19 protein-coding genes and 1 pseudogene are annotated in these 16,757 nt (G+C 69.1%); 11 read left to right on the forward strand and 9 right to left on the reverse strand.

Going from position 1 to position 16,757, the window contains the following annotated elements; genetic code table 11:
* Positions 1-63 precede the first annotated feature (63 nt).
* From ACGF8B_RS19785 to ACGF8B_RS19795, 3 genes are all read left to right on the forward strand, one after another.
* Entirely contained in the window at positions 64-750 is a 687-nt protein-coding gene (locus ACGF8B_RS19785) for a TetR/AcrR family transcriptional regulator (RefSeq protein ID WP_392739979.1), read from the forward strand.
* Positions 751-816: 66 nt separating this feature from the next.
* A complete protein-coding gene (locus ACGF8B_RS19790; protein WP_392739982.1) occupies positions 817-1,998 on the forward strand; it encodes an aromatic ring-hydroxylating dioxygenase subunit alpha in 1,182 nt (393 codons plus the stop codon).
* On the forward strand, positions 1,995-2,429 hold the full coding sequence (locus ACGF8B_RS19795) for a PaaI family thioesterase (protein WP_392739985.1): 435 nt from the start codon (positions 1,995-1,997) through the stop codon (positions 2,427-2,429). The genes ACGF8B_RS19790 and ACGF8B_RS19795 overlap by 4 nt, the downstream gene beginning before the upstream one ends.
* A gap of 196 nt (positions 2,430-2,625) precedes the next feature.
* Here the strand turns inward: ACGF8B_RS19795 and ACGF8B_RS19800 are convergent, their stop codons facing one another.
* Positions 2,626-4,143, reverse strand: coding sequence for a class I adenylate-forming enzyme family protein (locus ACGF8B_RS19800; protein ID WP_392739987.1), 1,518 nt, complete (start codon positions 4,141-4,143; stop codon positions 2,626-2,628).
* A gap of 350 nt (positions 4,144-4,493) precedes the next feature.
* Between ACGF8B_RS19800 and ACGF8B_RS19805 the strand changes: the two genes are divergently transcribed.
* The 3 genes from ACGF8B_RS19805 (at position 4,494) to ACGF8B_RS19815 (ending at position 6,092) form a co-directional block, all read left to right on the forward strand.
* A complete protein-coding gene (locus ACGF8B_RS19805) occupies positions 4,494-4,901 on the forward strand; it encodes an amino acid ABC transporter permease (RefSeq protein ID WP_392739990.1) in 408 nt (135 codons plus the stop codon).
* Positions 4,867-5,538, forward strand: coding sequence for an alpha/beta hydrolase (locus tag ACGF8B_RS19810; RefSeq protein ID WP_392739993.1), 672 nt, complete (start codon positions 4,867-4,869; stop codon positions 5,536-5,538). Before ACGF8B_RS19805 ends, ACGF8B_RS19810 begins: the two co-directional genes overlap by 35 nt.
* A gap of 89 nt (positions 5,539-5,627) precedes the next feature.
* A complete protein-coding gene (locus tag ACGF8B_RS19815) occupies positions 5,628-6,092 on the forward strand; it encodes a hypothetical protein (RefSeq protein WP_392739995.1) in 465 nt (154 codons plus the stop codon).
* A gap of 34 nt (positions 6,093-6,126) precedes the next feature.
* Here the strand turns inward: ACGF8B_RS19815 and ACGF8B_RS19820 are convergent, their stop codons facing one another.
* The 3 genes from ACGF8B_RS19820 to ACGF8B_RS19830 form a co-directional block, all read right to left on the reverse strand.
* Entirely contained in the window at positions 6,127-7,287 is a 1,161-nt protein-coding gene (locus ACGF8B_RS19820; RefSeq protein ID WP_392739997.1) for an abortive phage infection protein, read from the reverse strand.
* Positions 7,288-7,506: 219 nt separating this feature from the next.
* Positions 7,507-8,067, reverse strand: a complete 561-nt coding sequence (locus ACGF8B_RS19825; protein ID WP_392739999.1) for a DinB family protein — start codon at positions 8,065-8,067, stop codon at positions 7,507-7,509.
* Between the two features lie 175 nt (positions 8,068-8,242).
* The gene (locus tag ACGF8B_RS19830) at positions 8,243-9,460 is read right to left on the reverse strand and encodes an MraY family glycosyltransferase (RefSeq protein ID WP_392740002.1); all 1,218 of its coding nucleotides are present in this window, start codon (positions 9,458-9,460) and stop codon (positions 8,243-8,245) included.
* 599 nt (positions 9,461-10,059) lie between these two features.
* Between ACGF8B_RS19830 and ACGF8B_RS19835 the strand changes: the two genes are divergently transcribed.
* Entirely contained in the window at positions 10,060-10,518 is a 459-nt protein-coding gene (locus ACGF8B_RS19835; protein WP_392740004.1) for a PH domain-containing protein, read from the forward strand.
* A gap of 578 nt (positions 10,519-11,096) precedes the next feature.
* Here the strand turns inward: ACGF8B_RS19835 and ACGF8B_RS19840 are convergent.
* Positions 11,097-12,080, reverse strand: a complete 984-nt coding sequence (locus ACGF8B_RS19840; protein ID WP_392740007.1) for an alpha/beta hydrolase — start codon at positions 12,078-12,080, stop codon at positions 11,097-11,099.
* A 149-nt stretch (positions 12,081-12,229) separates the two neighbouring features.
* Here ACGF8B_RS19840 and ACGF8B_RS19845 point away from each other — a divergent pair.
* A pseudogene (locus ACGF8B_RS19845) lies at positions 12,230-12,446 on the forward strand (IS5/IS1182 family transposase); the annotation flags it as partial.
* Between the two features lie 88 nt (positions 12,447-12,534).
* On the opposite strand, the gene ACGF8B_RS19850 reads toward ACGF8B_RS19845, so the two are convergent.
* The 4 genes from ACGF8B_RS19850 to ACGF8B_RS19865 all read right to left on the reverse strand — a co-directional run bounded on the left by ACGF8B_RS19850 (position 12,535) and on the right by ACGF8B_RS19865 (position 14,959).
* Positions 12,535-13,083 (reverse strand): hypothetical protein, encoded by a 549-nt coding sequence (locus tag ACGF8B_RS19850; protein WP_392740010.1) that lies wholly within the window; start codon positions 13,081-13,083, stop codon positions 12,535-12,537.
* A gap of 179 nt (positions 13,084-13,262) precedes the next feature.
* Positions 13,263-13,664 (reverse strand): hypothetical protein, encoded by a 402-nt coding sequence (locus ACGF8B_RS19855; RefSeq protein ID WP_392740013.1) that lies wholly within the window; start codon positions 13,662-13,664, stop codon positions 13,263-13,265.
* A 231-nt stretch (positions 13,665-13,895) separates the two neighbouring features.
* A complete protein-coding gene (locus ACGF8B_RS19860; RefSeq protein WP_392740016.1) occupies positions 13,896-14,093 on the reverse strand; it encodes a DUF397 domain-containing protein in 198 nt (65 codons plus the stop codon).
* Between the two features lie 11 nt (positions 14,094-14,104).
* Positions 14,105-14,959 carry a helix-turn-helix domain-containing protein gene (locus tag ACGF8B_RS19865; RefSeq protein WP_392740018.1) on the reverse strand — a complete coding sequence of 285 codons (855 nt, stop codon included), beginning with the start codon at positions 14,957-14,959 and terminating at the stop codon, positions 14,105-14,107.
* Positions 14,960-15,213: 254 nt separating this feature from the next.
* On the opposite strand from ACGF8B_RS19865, the gene ACGF8B_RS19870 reads away from it, so the two are divergent.
* The 3 genes from ACGF8B_RS19870 to ACGF8B_RS19880 all read left to right on the forward strand — a co-directional run bounded on the left by ACGF8B_RS19870 (position 15,214) and on the right by ACGF8B_RS19880 (position 16,748).
* A complete protein-coding gene (locus tag ACGF8B_RS19870; protein WP_392740021.1) occupies positions 15,214-15,699 on the forward strand; it encodes an ATP-binding protein in 486 nt (161 codons plus the stop codon).
* A gap of 72 nt (positions 15,700-15,771) precedes the next feature.
* Positions 15,772-16,161: a hypothetical protein gene (locus ACGF8B_RS19875; protein ID WP_392740024.1), complete on the forward strand. Its 390-nt coding sequence runs from the start codon at positions 15,772-15,774 to the stop codon at positions 16,159-16,161.
* Entirely contained in the window at positions 16,161-16,748 is a 588-nt protein-coding gene (locus ACGF8B_RS19880) for a TetR/AcrR family transcriptional regulator (RefSeq protein ID WP_392740027.1), read from the forward strand. Before ACGF8B_RS19875 ends, ACGF8B_RS19880 begins: the two co-directional genes overlap by 1 nt.
* Positions 16,749-16,757 lie beyond the last annotated feature (9 nt).

Below are 16,757 nucleotides of genomic sequence, written 5' to 3' on the forward strand. Positions count from 1 at the left end.
TCCGTGATCCTGGTTGACTGAGTGGTCTTCGACCAGGACATGGGAAGGCCCGGGGCTGCAACGATGGTGTATCGGCATACGGAACGTACGAGGCGCAATGCCCAGGAGAAGGAGGAGGCGTTCCTGCGCGCGGCGCACGACCTGGTGGCCCGCCACGGCTTCGCCGGGGCGAAAGTGACCGCGGTGGCCGGTGCGTGCGGAGCGAGTGCGGGCTCCCTCTACTCGTACTTCGGCAGCCGGGACGAACTGCTCGCCCGGGTCTTCCGGCGTGCTGCCGACCGTGAACTGGCCGCTGTGCGCGCCGCGGTGTCCGAAGCCCCTGCCGCAGCGCCGGCGCGTCTGGACGCGCTCATCAGTACCTTCACGCAGCGAGCCCTGCTGGGGCGCCGGCTGGCCTGGTCATTGCTCTTCGAGCCGGTCTCCCCGTTGGTCGAGGCGGAACGGCTCCGCTACCGGCGGGAGTACGTCACGCTGGGGGAGAGCGTCATCGGCGAAGGTGTCGCGGCGAAGCTGTTCGCACAGCAGAACGCCTACGTCGCTGCCTCGGCGGCGATCGGTGCCATCGCCGAAGCGCTGATCGGGCGGCTCTCGCCGGTCGTCTCCGGCGGGACGGGGACGGATCTTCCGGATGTGCAGTTGGTGGCAGAAATTCGCAACTTCTGCTTCAGGGCGCTGGGTTACACGCCGGACGGACCGTCCGCACCTGCTGCGGAGGATCGTTGCCCGACTCCTGCATCGCCCGTACCATAAATTGAACAATGGTTCATGGCTTGATCTGGACGTGGGGGACAGATGCAACACGGGGAACAGGTAGACATGCTCAAGCGCCTTCTCGCGCTGCGCGAGACGCGCCGCGACGAGAAGATGCTCGATGAGGTCGTCAGACTTCCGGTCACCAAGTACACGGACGAGGGGCTCCTGGAGCAGGAGATCGCCTCGGCCTTCTCCCAGTACCCGCTGATCGCCGGTCACGCGTCGACGCTGGCCGAACCCGGGGCCTATCTGACCAGTGACTGGGACCAGTTCCCGTACTTCGTGGTCAGGGGTGAGGACGGCCGGGTCCGCGCCTTCTACAACCAGTGCCGTCATCGCGGTGCCCGGATAGCCGAGGCGCCCGCCGGCACGGTGAAGAACTTCGTCTGCCCCTTCCACGGCTGGGTCTACGGGCTCGACGGCGCCCTGAAGGGCATCACCCGGGCACACGACTTCCCGGGCGTGAACCCGTGCGACTACGGGCTGGTGGAGCTGCCGGCCACGGAGGCGGGAGGCCTGGTCTGGGTGGGCCGGACGCCCGGGGCGGAGCTCGACATCCCCGGCTTCCTGGGGACGTTCTTCGAGGACCTCGTGAACTTCGACGTGGCCTCGCTGATCCAGTACAAGAAGACGAAGGTCGTCAAGGAAGCCAACTGGAAGCTGCTGATCAAGACGTACCTGGAGGGCTACCACGTCCCCTACCTCCACCGGGAGACGCTCGCGGCCGCCTTCAAGAGGGGCGTGATCGCCCACGACAGCGACGGGCCGCACATCCGGCTGTCCGCGGCGCGCACCAACATCGGCGAGTGCGCCCTCAAGCCGGAGGAGGAGTGGCGCATCCTCGACTACGCCTCCGTGTACTACACGCTCTTCCCCAACACCTTCTTCATCCTGCATCCCGACTACGTGTCCATCAACACGTTCTGGCCGTTGAGCCCCGACCGGACGATCTGGACGCACGAGATGCTCTACCGGGCCGAGGACTTCGCCGGTTCCGCCGGGCAGAGTTCCCTGGAGAAGCGGTTCCGGTTCACCAACGACACCGTGTTCGACCAGGAGGACTTCGCCATCGCCGAGGACGTGCAGCGCCACCTCCTCCACGGCGGCAGCGATCACCACGTCCTGGGCCTCGCGGAGGGCCTGCTCTCGATATTCCAGAACAACATAGACGAGCGGCTCGCCGGTCCGGGCGAGACCGCCGGCACTTCGGCCACCACCCGCGCGACGACAGGACGGCACTCATGACCACGGACCTCAGCGACTTCGCGCACGGCATCTTCAAGGCCCAGCCCTTCAGCATGTTCCTGGGCGCCGAACTCACCTCGGTGGGGCCCGGCTCGGCCGAGATCCGCATCGCCAACCGGCCCGAGATCCAGCAGCAGCACGGCTTCGTGCACGGAGGCGTCCTCAGCTACCTGGCGGACAACGCGCTGACGTTCGCGGGAGGGCTCGCCCTGGGAGGCGATGCGCTCACCGCCGAGTACAAGATCAACTACATCAAGCCGGCGGTCGGTGACACCGTCATCGCCCGCGCGCAGGCAACGGCCACCACCCGGCGGCAGGCCGTGTGCCAGTGCTCCATCTACGTCGCGTCCCCGGAGGGGGACGAGCGCCTGGTCGCCGTGGCGCAAGGGACGATCGTGACGGCGGGCGAGCGCCCGGCGCAGGAGGACTGACGGAGGCGGGGGGACGGCTGCCCACCGCCGCCCCCGGCGCAGGCGGACCGACCGTGATGGCGGACGGTTGCCCACCGCCGCCGCCTCCCGGCGCAGGGCGACCGACGACCGACGGTTGCCCACCGTCGTCCCCCGGCCCCTGGCGAGAAGACACCCGTCCTCGCGTCAGGGGCCGCCCCCTGTTCGCCCGTGTGGGTCAGCGCTCACCCGGCAGCGCCTGCTCACGCAGGACGTGCTTCATCACCTTGCCGGAGGGAGTACGGGGAAGGGACGGCAGCACCACCAGTTCCCGGGGGATCTTGTACTTGGCCAGTGTCGTGGCGAGGAACCGGCGCAACTCCTCAAGCGTCACGGCCGCGTTCGCCTCCACGACGGCCACGACGGTCTCTCCCCACTCCTCGTGCGGCCGGCCGATGACGGCGCAATCCTGGACCGCTGGATGCTGGCGCAGTGCCTCCTCCACCTCGGGGGAGAAGACGTTCTCGCCACCGGTGATGACGACATCCTTGAGCCGGTCGACGATGAACAGGTAACCGTCCTCGTCGACGCGTGCCAGATCCCCGGACCTGTACCAGTCGCCGTCGAACGCGCGCTCCGTCGCCGACGGGTCGTCAAGGTAGCCGATCATCCGCGTGCCCGAGCGCAGCCACAGCTCCCCGGTCTGGCCGGCGCGGGCGTCGGAGCCGTCGGCCCCGACCACACGGATGTCCACGCCGGGCATTCCCCCCGCACCGATCGACCCGGCCTTGGTGACCTGCTCCTCGGGGTAGAGGGCGGAGCCGACCGGGCCCATCTCGGTCATCCCGTACACCTGGTAGAAGCGGTCGGATCCGTAGGCGTCCTGGAGCATCCGTACGGTCCGCGCTCCCAGCGGCGCACCGCCGTAGGCCCACAGCCGCACGCTCGACAGATCGAAGCCGGACAGGTCGCGTCCCGCCGCCTCCAGTGTCTTCAGCGGGGCGAGGTAGGCGATGGGGGCGCCGAAGAACGCCGTGGCCCGGTGCTTCTGGACGGCTTCGAGGAAGGCGACGGGCTGGTACTCCTTGAGCAGGACCACGGTGCCGCCCAGGTAGATCATGGACAGGAACCAGTTGTTCAGGGGCGCCGCGTGCCAGATCGGCATCGCGATGAGGAACCGGTCGTCCCGGCGCAGCCCCGTGGCCGCGGTGGTGTACGCGGGCACACTGGACAGGCCGCGGTGCGAGTGGAGACACCCCTTGGGCGCACTGGTCGTTCCGGAGGTGTAGAGCACCTGTGCGACGTCGTCGGGCCCGACCTCCACGCCGTGCCACTCCTGTGCCTGCGCGACACACAGGTCGAACTCGCCGCCGCCGGTGTCGTTCGTGGTGAGAGCGACCACATCGGGGGACGCCTCGCCCACGCGTCCGGCCAGTTCCTCCGCCACGATCGTCAGGCGCAGCCTCGCGTGCCCGACGACGTACGCCACCTCGTGCGCGGTGAGCTTGTGGTTGATGGGCACCAGCGCCGCACCGGCCCGCCAGATGCCGAACGCAGCCACGGCGAAGGCGGGAGTGTTGTACATCATCACGCCCACCCGGTCGCCCGGCCGCACACCCCGGTCACGCAGTACGCCAGCCGCGCGCTTCGAGGCCGAGAGCAGCTCGGCGTAGGTCATCGAGCCCAGGTCGGAGACCACGGCGGGCTTCGCGCCGGAGGTGCGAGCCGACTTCTCCAGCATCCACGTCAGGTTCACTGCAGGACTCTCCATATTCCGTCGCGGCCGTGGCGCGACGAAGCGCGGCCCTGCCGCGACTCCTGGGTGGCGCTCCAACCGACTCAGCAAGGATTGAATCATTGTTCAATATTCTGCGGAAGCCTCAACAACCCCTGGTGTGAGGGCCGATGAACACGATGCCCCCGTCAGCGGCGCCCCGTGGCCGTGACGGGTAGGTACGGATACTCAGGGCCCGTGTGGGTGACCGTACGGACGTGGCGCCGGGCGCCTCGTCGTAGCCTCTGTGGCGACCACCTCCGGCGAGTACAGCAGACACGGCCGGAGATTTCACCCGGGCGGTGGCCCGGGTCGCGGGGGAAGGCGTGTGCATGGCGTGGGACGAGTGGGAACAGGCGAAGGCTCAGGTGGCCGAGCGGCACACCGCTCGATTACAGCTCAACAGCCTTCCGGGGGAGGGCGGCCACGCCGATCCGTCCGGTGGCGGCGGCGGTGGCGGTGCCGGAACGCTCAGGCACAAGGGCGGCCCGTGGACGAAGGCGGCCGGCACGGCGGATGGCCTCCAGACCGGCACGATCACTGCGAAGGCCGAGCTGCGCAAGGCTCATGACGGCACTTCCGGCGGTCTGGCCGGGCTGTCCAGCCTCGGGGCACTCAAGTCCGTTCTCACCTCGTGGGACGAACGCCTCGGTCGTGTCCGTGCGGAGTGCGGTTCTCTGGAGCCGAAGCTGCGGCAAGAGCGTGATGTTCACGAACGATGCCGAGGCGGGAGCCCCTGACTACAACGCGTTCATGGCGGGGATCTCCGCAACGCACGAGGGCGGCGACCCGCACGTCACCGCCATTGGACACTCCTACGGATCCCTCACGGTCGGGCTCGCTGCTCAGGAGAAAGGTGGCATTCCCGGCGCCGATGACATCATCCTGGTCGGAAGCCCCGGCACCGGCGCGGACAACGCTCAGGACCTCAACGTGGGTAAGGGTCACGTGTTCGTGGGCGCAGCCGAAAATGACATTGTCACCAAACTCCCGAACCGCGCGGAAGCCTCAGGAATGGCTTCCGGAGTGGTCGGCGGAGGGTCGACAGGATTTGTTCTGGGAGCCGGCATGGCCGGCCCGCCGGGAGCGCTCATCGGTGGCGGTGCCGGAGCCATCGTCGGAGGTATCGCCGGCTACAACGCCCAAGATGCACAATCCGATCCTAGCGAACGTTGGTTCGGCACCGACCCTGCAAGTGAGGATTTCGGTGCAACACGGTTTGTGGTGAAGGATGGGGAAACCGTCTTGGAGGACCACTTTAAAATGTCGGCGCATTCGAATTATTTTAACCGTGCGAAAGATCAGATCTCGGCTGACAATATTGCCAATATCGTAGTTGGTAATCCTGACAGGATCACCTTGGAGACGCCTCGATGAGAATTTCGGGAGCCGCGGTGCTGGCCGCTGGAGTGCTGCTCCTGACCGGATGCGGAAAATCAGGAGACTCGACTGGACGGGAGACGAAGATGGACATGCAGGAGGCGGCGATGCGTGCGGATGAAATCCTCGACGGTACATTCGCTGCAATCAAGCCGGCAGTGCACTGGACGCATGATGAGTCGATCGAGGGGGGGTGTGACGTACAAAGGAGCCGGGCGGTCATGACGATTGTCTCTGAGGAACGTCGGGGGAGCTTCCTGGGTGTGATCGAGCGCTACTGGAAGAGTCAGGGATACGAGCAGCTTGCCGTGAATAAATCGAAGAGTCCGGCGATGTACTACAGAACGCCGGACGGATTCAATGTGCGCGTTCTCATTGGCGGCAACGGGCAAGCTTTCTTTGAAGTTGCGACACCCTGCGTAAATGCTTCGAAGGTGTCTCCGCCGAAGACGGAGACAGTCGGACCGAACTATGCCGGAAGGGATATTCCTTTCCCTGACGTCAAGTCGGATTTCTGGTCCGCGAAGAGCGCTCCCTCTTCCCGGACGTGACCCGCCGCCAGGTCGTCCCTCCCGCCGACAACCCTCAGCGGCGCCCCGCCCGCCCATAGCACCGCGCCAGCGCGTGGAAGGCCTGCTTCGGCTCCCAGTGCCAGTCGGACCGCGGGTCGTCGAACCGGTCCTTGATCGGCTTCACGACCGCGTAGCTCGCCATGTCCAGGTCGTAGCGCGGGACGGGGGAGTGCGGGGCGTCGGCGGTGACGAACTCGAAGGCCATCGCGGCGTACAGGCCCATCTCCTCGAAGACGCCGAGGAGTTCGGTGAGATAGGCGGCCTGGGTCCGCTCGCTGCGGACCAGGTCGCCCTTGATCTCCGGCGGTTGCTTGGTGTAGTCGATGGTGTCCCACCCCATGCCGCCCTGCTCGGGCGCCCCCGCGTACGTGCACGTGCCGAACTCGGTGATCGCCAGCGGCTTGCCCCAGCGCAGGTACGAGCGCAGCTCGCGCACATAGTCCGCGCGGTCGGGGAAGTACGAGTAGTAGTCGATGCCCACGATGTCGAAGAGGTTCCAGTCGACCTCGTCGTCCTGGGCGGCCGCGTACGACAGGTTGCCGCCGAAGACCGACCGTCCGACCGCGGCGGCCCGTGCCGTGAACGCGGACAGGCGGCGCATCATCTGCTCCGGGTCGAAGTTGCCCTCCATCAGGTTGCGGATCCGCTCCTGGGCGTCGGCGCCGGGCACGATGCCCGGCACGAACAGCCAGAACTCGCACCCCACGCTCAGGTCGGCCCGCGCGCCCTGGCGGCGGAGCCGCTCCAGGTGCCGCCCGGTCTCCGCGAGGTGGTCGAGGATCTCCGACGGGGGGCGGTCGCCCAGGGTCGGCTGGAGCCAGATGTGCAGACCGAGCTCGGCGGCCTCGGACGCGGTGGCGTTGAGGCGGTCGACGCCGTCGCCCGTCACCTCGATCGACGTGGCGTGCATGTCGTTCTTGATGGCGCGGAGGTCCTTGCGCATCCGGGCGGTGCTCCACGCGGTGCCGGGGGTCTCGCCCGCGCTGATCGTGTAGCAGACCCCTCGGTGCGTCAGCCCCTTGTGGTTCCCGCGCCCGCCCCGCCGGCCGGCCGTGGCCGCCGAGGCGGGGGCGCCGGTCAGCAGCGGTCCGGCGGCCGCCGCGGCCCCGATCGCCCCCGCCCCGGCCAGGAACCTCGCCCGGCTGATTCCCTCACTGCGTACGTCACGATGCACTCTGACTCCCCGGATGGTCGGCGGTTCACGTGTCGCCGCCAGTCTGCCGAGCGGGTGCGGTTGCGGGCGTCCGCCGAAAGTCTCCGGGCGCGCGACCAAGGGATGAACCGCGCGTCCGGAACAGCGACTTAGGTCGACGGGCCGGGCTCGCGTCCGGAACAGCGACTCAGGTCGACGGACCGGGCTCGCGCCCTGTCCACCGCGGGAGTCCCGGGTGCGTCACTGGCCCACTCGTCCGTCGACGCACTCGCGAAGCAGGTCGGCGTGGCCGCAGTGGCGGGCGTACTCCTCGACCCGGTGCACCATCAGCTCCCGGACCGAGGTCCGGTCCTTCCCGAGACGCGTGCCCAGGTCCGGGTGCTCGGCCAGCGCGGCGTCGGTCGCCGCCTGCTCGCGCTCCAGGTCGGCGTACGCGGCATCGACCAGGGCCTGATCGGCGACTGCTCCGTCGAAGTCCGCGTCACGCCTGCCGTACAGCCTCGGCAGCGGCTCGTCCTCGCTGATCCAGTTGCGCCAGTCCCGTTCCACCATGGCGAGGTGCCGGACCAGGCCGAGCAGCGACATCGTCGACGGCGGGACCGAACGACGGGCCAGTTGCTCCGCGTCCAGGCCCTCGCACTTCATCCGCAGGGTCAGGCGGTAGTCCGTCAGGAAGCCCTGGAGCGTCGCGAGCTCACCGTCCGGACCGGTTCCCTCACTGTTGCGGGGGTCGTCGGCCGGGTCGGCCCACATGTCGGGGTAGACAGTGGCCCGGGTCCATCGTGCGGGTTGGTCATTCATGCGCCCCATGCTCGCCGCCGAGTGCCCCGCCCGCCAGGGGGTTTCGCCCACCCGGCCAACCCGTCACCCGGCCAACCCGTCACCCGGTCACCCCGTCACCCGGTCACCCCGTCACCCGGTCACCCCGTCACCCGGTCACCCCGTCACCCGGTCACCCCGTCACCCGGTCACCCGGTCACCCGGTCGGTACCCGGCGTTCCTCGTCGGCCTCGGCGCGCCTGCCGCCGGAGGCGACCACCCGGCCCCCGGACCGGCGCGGCAGCAGACGGCGGGTGAGGCCGGACGCGTAGCGGGGCTGGAGCAGCAGGACCAGGCCCACCGCGCAGACGAACGCGACGCCGAAGAGCATCCAGGACTTGGCGCCCCGAGCCGAATAGGCCACGATCCCGAACGAGAACAGCGCCGACCAGAAGTACATGAGGAGCACGGCCCGGCGGTGCGAGTGGCCGAGCTGGAGCAGACGGTGGTGGAGGTGGCCCTTGTCGGCGGCGAAGGGGGACATTCCGTTCCAGGTACGCCTGATGACGGCCAGGACCAGGTCCGCGACCGGCAGCGCGATGACGGACAGCGGCAGCAGCAGCGGAATGTAGACCGGCACCATCGCGGCCGAACCGGACCTGCCGTCCATCGACTGGTTGAGGAGGCTCGGGTCGACCTCGCCCGTCACCGAGACCGCGCACCCGGCGATGAGCAGACCGAGCAGCATCGAGCCCGAGTCACCCATGAAGATCCGGGCCGGGTGGGAGTTGTGGACCAGGAAACCCAGGCACATGCCCGCCAGGATCGCCGAGATCAGCGTGGTGGACGCGGCGGCCTCGATCCCGTAGCCGTACCAGAGCCGGTACGCGTACAGGAAGAACGCCGACGCCGCGATGCCCACCGTGCCGGCGGCCAGCCCGTCGAGCCCGTCGACGAAGTTGACCGCGTTGATGGAGACGACGATCAGTCCCACGGTCAGCAGCGTGCCCTGCCAGTCGGAGAGGTAGATCCCGTCGGTGCCCGGCACCGGGAGCCAGAGGATCGTCAGCCCCTGGAACACCATCACCCCGGCGGCGAGCACCTGCCCGCCGAGCTTGACCAGCGCGTCGACGCCCCATTTGTCGTCGAGCACACCGAGCAGACAGATCAGTGCCGCGCCGGACAGCAACGCCCGTGGCGTCGAGCTCTCGGTGAAGATCTCTTCCAGGTGCGGCAGATGGGAGGCGACCAGCAGCCCGGCCAGCAGCCCACCGAACATGGCCATGCCGCCCAGACGCGGAGTGGGCTCGCGGTGGACGTCGCGCGCCCGGACCTCGGGGACCACCCCGATGGTGATGGCGAACTTCCGTACGGGGCCGGTCAGGACATGGGTCACGGCCGCCGTGACGAACAGCATGAGCAAGTAGTCCCGCACGGGCGGCCTCACATTCCGGCCCAGCGGGCCGATACCTGAGCCCGATCGATGCCCTCGCTGTGCCCCGGCGAGCCTAACTCATGCGGATTTCTGTGCGACGGGGCGTGGCCCGGGGCGGTGGTGGGCGCGGATGAGCTCGCGCGGTGTGAGGCCGTGGAGACGGTCGCCCGAAGCTGTACGCGGATAGCTGTACGCGGATGGCGGGGACGGTCGCCCGGAGCTGTACGCGGATGGGGGCCTCCTGGGGCGTGGCCGAGGCGGAGGGCCTCGAAGCCGAAGCGGAGGCCTCGAACCGGTGGCCGCGCTCGACGGCCCGGTGCAGAAGTCACCTTGTTCGGGTCACGGTGAGCCGGCCGACGAACCGTGTGTGACGTGCGGCGAAGTGAACCCGGCAACCGGGCCGTACGACGTGCAGGTGCCGGACGGACGGTGGTTCCGGCCTCCGGGGTGCTCGGGTGGGTGCGGCAGAGCCTCGCTGTGCCGGCGGTGCCGGAGGCGTTCGGGGTTCTCGGGATCGTGCCGACCCCGGTCGGCACCGGCCTGGTGATCGGGGGGCGCTCCTATGCGTTTGGTCAAGCTGTGTGGCGCACAATGCGGGCATGGATGACGAGGGAGGGGACTCGGTGTCGGTGTGGCGGGTGGGTGGGTCGGCTCGCGTGGCGGGCTTTGCGATCCCGGCCGTTGTCGGGGCGACGGCGCTCTTCCGCTGGGCCGGGTGGGTCGCCTCTCCGGGAGCGGAGACGGCACGGCCGGCCGGGCTGTGGACGGGGCTGGCAGTCGGCGTCGGGCTGTTCTTCTGGTGGGCGATCCTCAGGGTCCGGCTTGAGGTCGGCCCTGACGGGATCGTGGCGGTCAACCCGTGGGGGACCGACCGCCTGGGGCTGGACGAGGTGGCCTCGGTGCGGCTTGGCTCGTGGGGCGCGGAGTTCTATCACGCAGACGGCTTCAAGACCACGGCCTATGCGCTGAGCGAGCTGGCCGCGGGAACCTCGCAGGACCGGCGCTTCGCGGAGCTGCAGGCTGTGCTGGAAGCGGGCCCCGACACCTCGTCGCAGTGACGCCTGACCGGGACAGCGGTCAGGAGCCGGCCGGCCGCGGTTCGTAGAAGGTTCCGTCGCGGGGCATCGCCCCGGTCCTGACACCGGCGCCCGGCATCGGTGCCAGGACCTTCGGAAGAGGGTGGCCCTCCAGCGGTTCCCCGATCCGCCCGGCCGGCAGCTTGCGCCGGTCAAGCACGGCGCCGGCGGGGCAGCCAGGCCCGGGACGGTCGGGGCGGCCGCCTCGGTGCCGGCCAACACCAACCGGGTGTCACCGGGTGCCGACCGGGTGGAGTCCCGGACCGCGCAGCCGATCCCGGGCGCGAAGCCGAACCGCTGCATCACCTTCGCGGTGGACGCAGCCGCCGTGAGTTGCGACCAGGCGAATCCGTCGTCGGAGTGCTCGACCCGTCTGCGGGCAACGTCTGCGTCAACGAGCAGGTCCTGTCCGGCGGATCATGGTCGGAGCCGTAGTCGGATCGCGGCCGCGCTGACTGTGCCGTGGAAGACATCGGCTCTCCTGATCCCCGCGACGCAGGACCGGGCCAACGAGCGATCAATCAGAAGGCCACATGATCTGCGGACAGAACCTGGCTCCCCTACCTTGCGAGCGTGTCCAGGACGTCCGCAACCGGGGTGGGATCCAGAGGGCCGACGTGTGACGCCCCGGGGAAGTCGTGCACGCGGAAGCTGTTGCCGGGTGTGGACGCGTCGGCCTCCGCGATCATTCTGTCCTGGAGCGCGGTGGCGATCGTACGGTCCCTGCCGAAACGCAGGTACGTGCGGGGAATGCGTCCCCAGTTGCCGGCCCGGCCGACCGCTCGGCCCGCATAGGCGGCGACGGGCTCGTCGGTCTGCATGCCGGCCAGTATCCGGCGGAAGTCGGCGTCGGGGTAGTCCGCGCAGATCATCTCCTTCAGGAGGGCCAACTCGGCGCTGACACCCGTACGGAAGTTCAGCCGCAATACCCCGAGCCGGTCCGGGTCACCCACCGTCAGCTCCACCGGGCTGACGGCGTTCGCGTTCTCGGGTGCCGCCGTGCAGGCGTCCGCCGTGGGCAGGACGCGGCTGGGACAGAAGGCCGCCATGTAGCAGATGTGGTGAAGCAGGTGCGGGACGGCTTCGCCGACACGGCTGACCGACACGCCGCCCAGGCTGTGCCCGACCAGCACCACCGGGCCGTTGCGTGCGGCCTGCCGCACGATGCCCGTGACGCGCGCCTCGTAGTCGTCCAGCCCGAGGCCCTTCAGCGGGGAGGGCTCGACCGCCATCGCTGTGAGGTCCTGCCACTGGTACGACTCCGCCACGAAGGCCTCCGCTCCGTGCCGCGGCTGGTCCACCATGACGACGCGGTGGCCGCGCAGCACCAGCTCCCGCGCGATCGGCATCCAGAACGCGCCGGCGCTGTGGGTACCGTGCACCAGTACGTAGGTCGCGAGCCCGCGACGCGGGGCCGCCGCGGCCGGCGAGGTTCCGAGCCCGGTGGCCAGGGCCATGCCCCCCACCGCGAGTCCCAGCCCACGCAGCGCCGTCCGCCGGGTGGCATATTTTCGTTCTTCGTTCCTGTCATCCCTCATGAACACCACGCTATGAACGGCCTGTTCGGCCCACCAGCGGTCCAGCACCCCCGCAGGGGTGGACCCAGAACCCCCTGCTGCGCGTCTCGCGGGGCCCGACCCGCGCGCCGTGAGCGACCGGGACCGCCCGGACTTCCCGAACCGCTTCTGAGCGTTCCCGCCGCGACCGCGGTTACCTGCGAAGACGCCGGATCAAGCACACGATCCCGGAGCCGAGGGACCAGCGGGCCAACGGCCGGCGCAGAGGCAGCGCGGGCGGCAGGCCCACCGGGTTCGACCAGGAGCACTCCGGCGCCGAACGAAGTCGAGCGGACCACCGGCCGGCTCAAGAACTCCCGGGAGATCGCCACCCGTTGCGGCAGGAGAGCCTATGCGGTCAGCAGGGTGTCCGGGTCGCTCGGCACAGAACGATCCTGGGCGCCCTGCCCGCGTGCCGGACACACCATCAGCAGAAGCCCGTTCAGAGGCGGGTGGCGAGAAGCGGTTCCACATCGAACGGGCGGGGCCCGGAATTTCCGATGGAACGATCGCGCACCAGCGGTAGCGCCGCGCGGAGGTCTGCGCCGAGGTGATGCAGGGAGTTGAAACCGCGTGACTCCCAGATGGGGAACTCCCCGTCCCTGTTGCGTGACGCGCTGTTCCACAACAGGGCATCACCGTTCTCGCTCCACGCGAAGACCTCCAGGGTGGCAGCCAGGGACCAGTTGCCGTCCGGTTCCACCATCCAGTCGAATGCTTCGCTCTCTCCGTCCAGATAGCTCGCGCGAAAACGCCTCGTGAGCTGGGCGCCCCGACCGTGCAGGCCATCGGCGTATCCCGGGCGGACCGGCGGGTAGACCAACCACAGCCCGAAGGTACGTCCCCACCCCGCGTGGCGAACGAACGCACGATAGGAAGCGGGGAATCCCTCACCATCGGTGAAGCGGTATCCATCGAGGGACTCGAAGTCGATGTGCTCGATCGTCGGTGAATCCCGAAGACGCAGCTCGGCTATTGCATCACTGATCATGTCGTGGATGCTAGCGATCGCACGGAACCGGAGCAGTGGTTGCCGGACACTTCCTCAGCTCGGCGGACCAAGTCAAGACAACGGATGACTGCCGCAAAGCAAGTGATGACCGCAGGAGCGCCAGGCCATACGCCGGCATTGGGAATACCTCGTCCAGAAGTCACGCCGGCGTGCCTGACTCATGTGGATTTCTGTGCGACGGGGCGTGCGGCGGGGCGGTGGTGGGCGCGGGCGTCGAGTGATACGTACGTCAGCGGGCGGATGTGCCACTCGATGTGCCGGCCACCCCGCAGCAGGAGGGTGAACCCGCAGGGTTCGCCGCGTCGGAGCGCCCCCAGGGCCTGCACCCAGCCGCCCTGGTCCGCCCAGTGGTGGGCGCGGATCAGTTCGCGCGGGGTGAGGCCGAAGAGATGGTTCGTCCGGAGCTGTACGCGGACGGCGCGGACGGCCTCCTGGGGCGTGGCCACGATGCGCAGGTCGACCGGCTCGGGGACGAAGCCGGTGGCGGGGCCGTAGCGGAGGGCCTCGAACCGGTAGCCGTGTTCGACGGCTGGTCGTAAGGGGGTGAGGGACGTACGCATCGACTACCGTCCGATCGCGAGCGGGCGCGCCAAATGGCGTGCGGGCAGGGGTGGTTGGGGCGCGGAGCGGCGGGTGGAGTCGGTTGCCCTCCGCAGCGCGGCGACGCACGGCGACGGTAGCGTTACGGAAGCGTGGGGCGCAACCATGCCCCGGGGCATGGTTGCGCCCAGATAGCAGGAGAGCCCCCGTCCGGCACGGACGGAGGCTCTCCTGCGGCAGGCGGGACGGCGCTACTGGACGAAGTGGTCGAAATCGCCCGCCTTGACACCCTGAATGAAGGCAGCGAACTTGGCGCGGCTCGTCCTGGTCACCGTGCGCGGGTCGTCGCTCTCGCGCACCAGGATCTCCTCGCCCTGCCACGCCACCTCGACGCACTGTTCTCCGCCGCCGGAGAACGACGACTTCTGCCATTCGATGTCTGCGCTCATGCTGCGGATTATCACAGGTCTCGCGCGAGGTGGTGAACGAAGCTCCGCGACTCCTCGGGCCCGAGGCCGACCTGCTGGGCGAAGTCGAGCTGCATGCGGTACCGGTTCAGATCGGCCGCAGCGTCCAGGTAGGCCCCTCTGAACGGGGTGTCGATGTGGACGGTGTCCAGCTGTGGCGCCACACCGCCCGCGTACAGCACGGTCTGTGTCACCTCGACGAACCTCTCGCTGGCGAACGGGATCACGCGCACGGTCACGTTGGGCCGGTCGGCTGCCTCCAGGAGGCGCACCAGCTGGCCGTGTGCGACCTCGCGTCCGCCGACCCGCATGCGGAGGCCGGCCTCGTGGACGATGACGTCGAACTTCGGTGGCCTGTCGCGGTCGAGTACGGCCTGCCTGCGCATGCGGTGCTCGACTCTCGCCTCCACCTCGTCCTCGGGCAGCTTGGGCAGCACTCCCTCGAACAGCGCCCGTGCGTACTGCGGCGTCTGGATCAATCCCGGCAGTGTCACGGACTGGAGGCAGCGCATATGGCTCGCGTGGTGCTCCAGCTCCGCGATGTCGAGGAAGCCGGGTGCCAGTACGCCGCGGTACTCGTCCCACCAGAACTGGCCCCGGTGCTCCCGGGATATGGCGCACAGTGCCTCGATCAATACGGTGTCGTCGCATGCGTAGAAGCTGGCAAGGCGGCGGATTCGCGCCTCGCTGATGCCGATGCGGCCCGCTTCCATGTGGCTGATCTTCGACTGATCGGTCGAGATGAGTCCGGCGGCTTCGCGAGCCGTTCGGCCGGCCTGCTCCCGCAGCTTCCTCAGTTCGCAGCCCAGGCGTGCCTGGCGTGCGGTCGGATTGTCCCTCGGTGGCATGTCACCATCCTTCGTCCCCGCGCAGTCTTGCGCGGTGCGGCTGCCCCGGTCCACCCGATCGCGTGAAGCGGAAGGGGCAACCTTGCTACGGAGCATTCTGGCGCCCTATGGTCCCAGTGGGCGACGCTCAAGGCGACATCGTCCGAAGTGCAGCCACCCGCAAGCGAGTTGAGCGCCCCCGGGGTCGGCCAATGCCACGGACCGCGCCCAACGCACGACGCCCCGGAGACCGCCTCACGCAGGGAGACCGCGCCATGACCCCCGTAACCGCTCCTCCGTCACCAGCCCCCTACCTCCCCCAGCGCGGCGAGCGCTACCGGCTCGTCGCACCGAACGCCCCCACCGCACCCAGGATCGTGCGGGACTTCGTGGCGACGGTGCTGTGGGCCGCCGGGCATGCCCCACTCGTCGACGACGCCCGGCTCTGCGTGAGCGAGGTCGTCTCCAACACGTACTGCCATACGGACTCGCCGCAGGTCCGGGTGGAGGTCACCGTCAATCGCCGGCAGGTGACGGTGTACGTGACGGACGACGAGCCCGGTCGTCTGCCCGTGCCCCCGCCCCGGTGCCTGTCCCGGTCCCCGCGCGCCCCCGGCGCGGACGAGGGCGGGCGGGGGCTGTTCCTCGTCGACGCGCTCGCCGCCCGGTGGGGGACCACCGCGTACGGGGCGCGGTCGCCGCACTCGAAGACGGTGTGGTTCACCCTCTCCGCCGCCGGTGCCGGTCACCCCTCCATTTGATTTGGACGACCGTCCAGGACTATCGTCCAAACAGGCGACCGACTCCGCCACGTACACGTATCGGAGAGTGTGATGAACCAATCCTTGCTGGCGACCGTGATCGCGGCACTCCTGGTCTGGGAGGCGCTCCTGCTGATTCCCATGGTTCCCGGGAAGCTGATCGACACGAGGGACTTCTCGCCGCTTCCGCGGTGGCAGTACAACAGCTTCAACGTGTATCTGACCTCTCTCGGGCTCGCCAGCTTCGTGGTGGCCGGGTTCGCCATGGCCGGCCAGCACTGGGCCTTCGTGGCGGCACTGGTGCTGAGCCTCGGCTACATCGCGGTGTTCGCGGCCGACCTCGGCGCGGTCTTCCCGGTCGTGCCCGACCCCCTGCCGGTGCAGCTGCTCGTCCTCGAAGCGATCGCGCTGGCCTCGGCCGGTGTGATCGCCGTGCTCGCGATCCAGGGGATGCGGCTGTGATGAGCGAGTCGACGGGCCCCTCGCGCCGGACGGACACGCGCGAGAAGATCATCGAAGCCGCGGCCTCCCTCATTCCCGAGCTGGGCTGGGGCGATGTGAGCAGTCGGCGGGTGGCGGAGCGCGCGGGTGTGAACACCGGAGTGATCCACTACCACGTGGGGAGCATCGGCGAACTCCGGCGCATCGCCGCGGTACGGAAGATCCGGACGTTCTTCCTCGACCGGATCGGCGAGGCCCTGGCGCAGGAGGATCCGGCCGCAGCCGTGGAAACCATGCTCCGCGCGCTGTCCGCCAACGACCCCCGTGATCCGGAGCTGCTGTTGCTGTACGAGTCCCTCGTCGCCGCGAGCCGGGACGACCAGCTGCGTGCCGAGATCGCCGGATTGCTGGCCGAGTTGCGGCAGCGGCTGTGCGAGTGGTTCGCGGAGCGGGGGGTCGCGCGTCCGCTCACCGTCGCGGTGACGCTCACGGCGGCGATCGACGGATACCTGCTCCAGCGGTCGCTCGACCCGTCCGTCGAGCCAGGCCCCCTCATCGAGGGACTGGTCGGCCTGGTCCGGCAGCAGCTCGCGGCCGGCGGCTCATGAGATGCAGAG

Origin of the sequence: Streptomyces sp. NPDC047917 (assembly GCF_043204345.1) — a bacterium.
GTDB lineage: Bacteria > Actinomycetota > Actinomycetes > Streptomycetales > Streptomycetaceae > Streptomyces > Streptomyces sanglieri.